The organism is Aquiflexum sp. (genome assembly GCF_977115555.1).
Map to the genome: position 1 here is coordinate 1 of NZ_CDSBKL010000342.1, position 4,508 is coordinate 4,508.

General features: G+C 41.5%; 6 protein-coding genes. 1 reads left to right on the forward strand and 5 read right to left on the reverse strand.

Going from position 1 to position 4,508, the window contains the following annotated elements; all coding sequences use genetic code 11:
- Positions 1–104 precede the first annotated feature (104 nt).
- Positions 105–584: a thermonuclease family protein gene (locus tag ACZFYI_RS16215; protein WP_462525173.1), complete on the forward strand. Its 480-nt coding sequence runs from the start codon at positions 105–107 to the stop codon at positions 582–584.
- Positions 585–589: 5 nt separating this feature from the next.
- On the opposite strand, the gene ACZFYI_RS16220 is transcribed toward ACZFYI_RS16215, so the two are convergent.
- The 5 genes from ACZFYI_RS16220 to ACZFYI_RS16240 form a co-directional block, all read right to left on the reverse strand.
- Complete coding sequence (locus ACZFYI_RS16220) at positions 590–2,383, reverse strand: alpha-amylase family glycosyl hydrolase (protein WP_462525174.1); 1,794 nt, start codon at positions 2,381–2,383, stop codon at positions 590–592.
- 112 nt (positions 2,384–2,495) lie between these two features.
- Positions 2,496–2,642, reverse strand: coding sequence for a hypothetical protein (locus ACZFYI_RS16225; protein ID WP_462525175.1), 147 nt, complete (start codon positions 2,640–2,642; stop codon positions 2,496–2,498).
- Between the two features lie 246 nt (positions 2,643–2,888).
- Entirely contained in the window at positions 2,889–3,566 is a 678-nt protein-coding gene (locus ACZFYI_RS16230) for a nitroreductase family protein (RefSeq protein ID WP_462525176.1), read from the reverse strand.
- An 87-nt stretch (positions 3,567–3,653) separates the two neighbouring features.
- Positions 3,654–3,926, reverse strand: a complete 273-nt coding sequence (locus ACZFYI_RS16235) for a hypothetical protein (RefSeq protein ID WP_462525177.1) — start codon at positions 3,924–3,926, stop codon at positions 3,654–3,656.
- 159 nt (positions 3,927–4,085) lie between these two features.
- The coding region (locus ACZFYI_RS16240; protein ID WP_462525178.1) for a hypothetical protein at positions 4,086–4,508 on the reverse strand (423 nt) is incomplete at its 5' end.

Below are 4,508 nucleotides of genomic sequence, written 5' to 3' on the forward strand. Positions count from 1 at the left end.
CTTGTTTCTTGGTACTTGTTTCTTGGTACTCAATACTTTGAACTTGGTTCCTGATACTTGTTACTTTATACTTCGCACTTAGATAAATTCCCCTATTTTCGCAAATGCTCAAAACCCAACATTTTCTCCATCTACTTTTTTTCATTTTGGTATCAATCAGCCATCTCGCTGCGCAAACCTCAGGCAAATGGTATCAAGTGTCCAAAGTCGTCGACGGGGATACTTTTTGGATCATCAATGCCAAAGGGGAAAATGAAAAAATCAGGCTGATCGGGGTGGATGCACCGGAATCAAGAAAAACAGGCAAGAAGGATATCGGCTTTTATGGCAAAGAATCCAAAGCCTATCTTGAGGGAATCCTGACGGAAAAAAAAGTCAGGTTAGAGTATGATGTCAGCAAATACGACAGATACAAACGAACACTCGCTTATGTATACCTCGAAAATGGCACGTTTTTAAATGCCCACCTGATCAAAAACGGTTATGCCTCAGTGATGACCATCCCCCCAAATGTCAAGTATGCAGATCTTTTTGTCAAACTTCAAAAAGAAGCCAGGGAGAAAAAAAGAGGTTTGTGGAAGTAAGTTATTTACCTGATCAGAATAATCCCGCCAAATGAAGGAATATCTAACAAAACCGAGTGGGGTTTTCCTTCAAAAGGACCTTTTGCAGAAACTGAGGTAATCTCCGTCCCTGAAAAATCCTCGTCGTAACCTTGCCATCCACTGTTGAACTTAACCCTCCATTGGCCCCCTACAGGCATTCCGAATTTATAGTTTTGATAGGTTTGATTCGAAAAATTAAGGACAATGATTACCGGGTGGTCTCGGTGATCGGCATGGATTCGGCTATAGACCAGTACCAAAGTTTCTTGGTTGAAGTGCAAGGTTTCGGTCAGGTGTCCTGTCAGTCCCACCATCTCTTCATCCCTTCCATTTCGCATCCCGATCAGGTCACGGTACATATTTGATATCCCGTTATACACCGATTGCCGGCCCCAATCCAAGCCTTCAGTATCTTGAAAATATCCGTGGGAGATAAATTCCTGACCCTGAAACAACATCGGGATTCCAGGTGCGGTCATCAGCGTAATGGCTCCAAGAGTGGATTTCTTTTTGGCATATTCTCCATCCGCCTCTCCGGGCTGTATTTCTTCCGGCAGACGCGATGAACCATTGGCTACCTCATCATGGGATTCGGTGAAGATTATCCTTTGGAAGACATCATTGTTGAAAGCAAAAAAGAGGGATTCCACTACAAGCTGAAGGTTGCGGTGCTGATCTTCGATTTCCAATAAAACCCTTTTGATTTGGTTTGCAAATCCCAAACCCCATTGGGAATGGAAGCCAAGCCCGTTGAGCATCACTGGGGAAGTGACCACAGGATCTGCTTTGAGGTCCTCTGCGATCAGGATTTTATGGGGAAAAACATCCCTGATCTCCCCGTTCAATTCCTGCAAAAAATTATATCCATCTTCAAGCTCGGCTTTGTTGTTGCTGTTTTCGCTGTCCAGGTACCTGATGACTGCCGTGGCATCAAACCTCAGTCCATCACATTGGTAGTCATCGAGCCACATCATGGCATTGTCCCTAAGGTAATTCCTAACTTCCTTTCTTCCGTAATCAGGGCGATTTTCACCCCAAGGTGTATTTGCCCTGTAGTCATTGTAGAAATATATTCCTCCGAGATCATTTTCCTGCCAACCATCAAACTGCCATAAATCGATATCCGAAGGTCCAAAATGGTTATAAACAACATCCAAAATCACAGCTATTCCCCTGATATGGGCTTCATGGATAAAATATTTCAAGCCATCAGGCCCGCCATAAGCGGACTCGACAGCAAAAGGATGGGCAGGATTGTATCCCCAGGAATTATCCCCTGCAAATTCCATAACCGGCATCACTTCGATGGCATTGATTCCAAGCTCTTTGATATAATCCAGTTTTTGAACAGCTGTGTAAAAATCGCCGGCTTGTCCTTCCTCTTTTCCCTCCCTGTTGAAAGTACCGATGTGCATCTCATAAATCACAAGCTCATTGAAGGAAGGAATTTGAAACTGATGGTCTTCCCAGTCTTTTCTCAGGTCTATGACAATGGAATTCCCCACACTGTTGGTCATTTTCCTTGCATAAGGGTCGTTTTTGATAATTTTATAATCCCCGTTGTGGATGATATATTTATATTCCGCTCCTTCAATTGCTGCATCCAAATGCACTGCCCAATAGCCATCATATTCATGTTCCAAGGGAAATTCATCGTCTTTCCAACCATTGAAACTGCCCATGACGAAAACACTGTTGGCATTGGGTACCCATACCCTAAACGTCACACCATGTTCGCCTACGACGGCACCCATCCCACTATTACCTATCTGACTCATCCCTAGTTTAATTTGTAAAATTTTAATAAAAAAATGTTCCTTATTGATAAGGATTCAAAAAAACATAATTTATTCTACCATAAGGTAATTTATTCCTTTATAGTTCAAATTGTCAATCTTCGGTCTCTATTTCCTCGTTTCCTTTCTCGATGATGATTTCTTTTTCGACGACTTTCATCGCAAAATCAGAAGGATGATCCGCCGCCTCATACTTCTCCGCATACACCCTGGTAAATACCGCCCCATAGAATAAGATCAAACAAGAATAAGACACCCAAAGCCACTACCGACTCTGCGGCGCTAGGACCTATTGCATCCGATATCTGCCCTGTAATTTTACTCTGAACAATCTCCATACCCGAAAAGGCACCAACCGAATTGTTCCACAACCTGCAATCCCGGTAAAGACAATACTGCATAATAGGCTACCACAGCCCCCAATCTCCAGGGATTGTTTCAAAAAGAGTTAAAAAAATCATGAAAGTAACCAAACGAAAAATCTACTTCATACCCAAACACAAATCTCCGAAAGTTCCTTTCTCTTTATGTCAGGAACCCAACATTCTTCTGCGGGATATCCAATAGGAATGAGTAAATAAGGCTTCTCGTTTTCGGGACGCTGGAGGATTTTGGACAGGAAATTCATCGGGCTTGGCGTATGGGTCAAAGCCACCAAACCGGCATCATGGATTGCTGTAAGCAAAAACCCGCAGGCAATGCCACAACTTTCGGTCACATAATAATTTTGATGTTTTTTGTTGTTTTCAAACTCATAGATCCTCTTAAAAACAACAATCAGATAGGGCGCCGTTTCCAAAAAAGGCTTGTTGAAATCTGTTCCCAAAGGTGCCAAATCCTTAAGCCATTCCTCTGACATCCTGTTTTCGTAACTTTCTTTTTCCTCTTTTTCCGCCGCGATCCGGATTTGCTTTTTTATTTCAGGATTCTTGACCACACAAAAAGTCCACGGCTGTTTGTGCGCACCCGAAGGTGCCGTGGAAGCCGCAAGAAGCAGGTTTTCAATCACACTTTCAGGAATGGGTCTATCCGAAAAGTCACGGACCGTCCTGCGGGTATCCATCCATTCATAGAAATTCCGACTTCGGGTTTTCATTTCTTCCTCCCCAAAGGACTTCCTTGTGTAAGAAACAAAAGGCTTATTGTCAATCAGTTTTTTTTCCATAGTGGTTTTGGATCATGGTTGGCAATCAGGAAAATTGCATGCGAATAGCGGTGGTCGAAAGATGCAGAAAGGTATTGGATTAAAACCTCAATTCAGGCGGCGTTCTTTCAAGACTTCCTCCAAATCCTTGTTTGTTTTTGGATTCTTAACCAGTTTGTAAATGAAAACTATTGGTATCAACATGGGTATAAAAAATCCTAAGCGTTTTTCCTCAGATAGACCCCAACCTATCAATCCGAAAATGAGGATTCCGGCAAGAAATCCAATTGCGCTTGCATGAAAGATTTTAGATTTATTTAGTTCCTTTCTTTCGACCAACAGTTCTTCATCTGTCATTTCGTTGTAATTCTTTTTTTCCATATCAGTGTGGTTTTGAGGTTTGGTTAGAATTTAACGCTCAAGCTAAAATCCATAGGCTTGGCCTTTGTAAATTTCTTTTAAAATTTTCTAATTCAACCGCTCTTTGCAAATAGCCCATAAGCTTATGGATTTTTAGCGAATGTTAGCGAAAGATTATATTTAAAGTCCTTGACCTATTACTGTTTTACAGAAGCTTATCCACCATTCTGCCTTTTGCATAAACGAAAAGAGGCTTGTTGAAATGGCAGCTCCAGTAAAGACAAATAAGTACGAACGATAGACAACCTTTTCCTTGCGATAGTCAAGAAAGATTATAATCAATAAAGGAATTAAGGTCAAAGAAACACTGAAGTACCAGACGCTTAATCTATTAAAGGGGGAAACACCATCATTTAATGCAATTGGGACAAAATATAACAATCTGCCTGCTGCTGGTTGGAGAATCCAAAAGACTGAAGAAATCATCCACCTAGCATGTTTTTTATATTCTCTTGAATTAAACATAGCTAGTACAACTGCAGTAGAAAAACCTATGAGCGCAATCAAGTTGTGAAAAGTGAATCCATATCCAGTACCATTGAA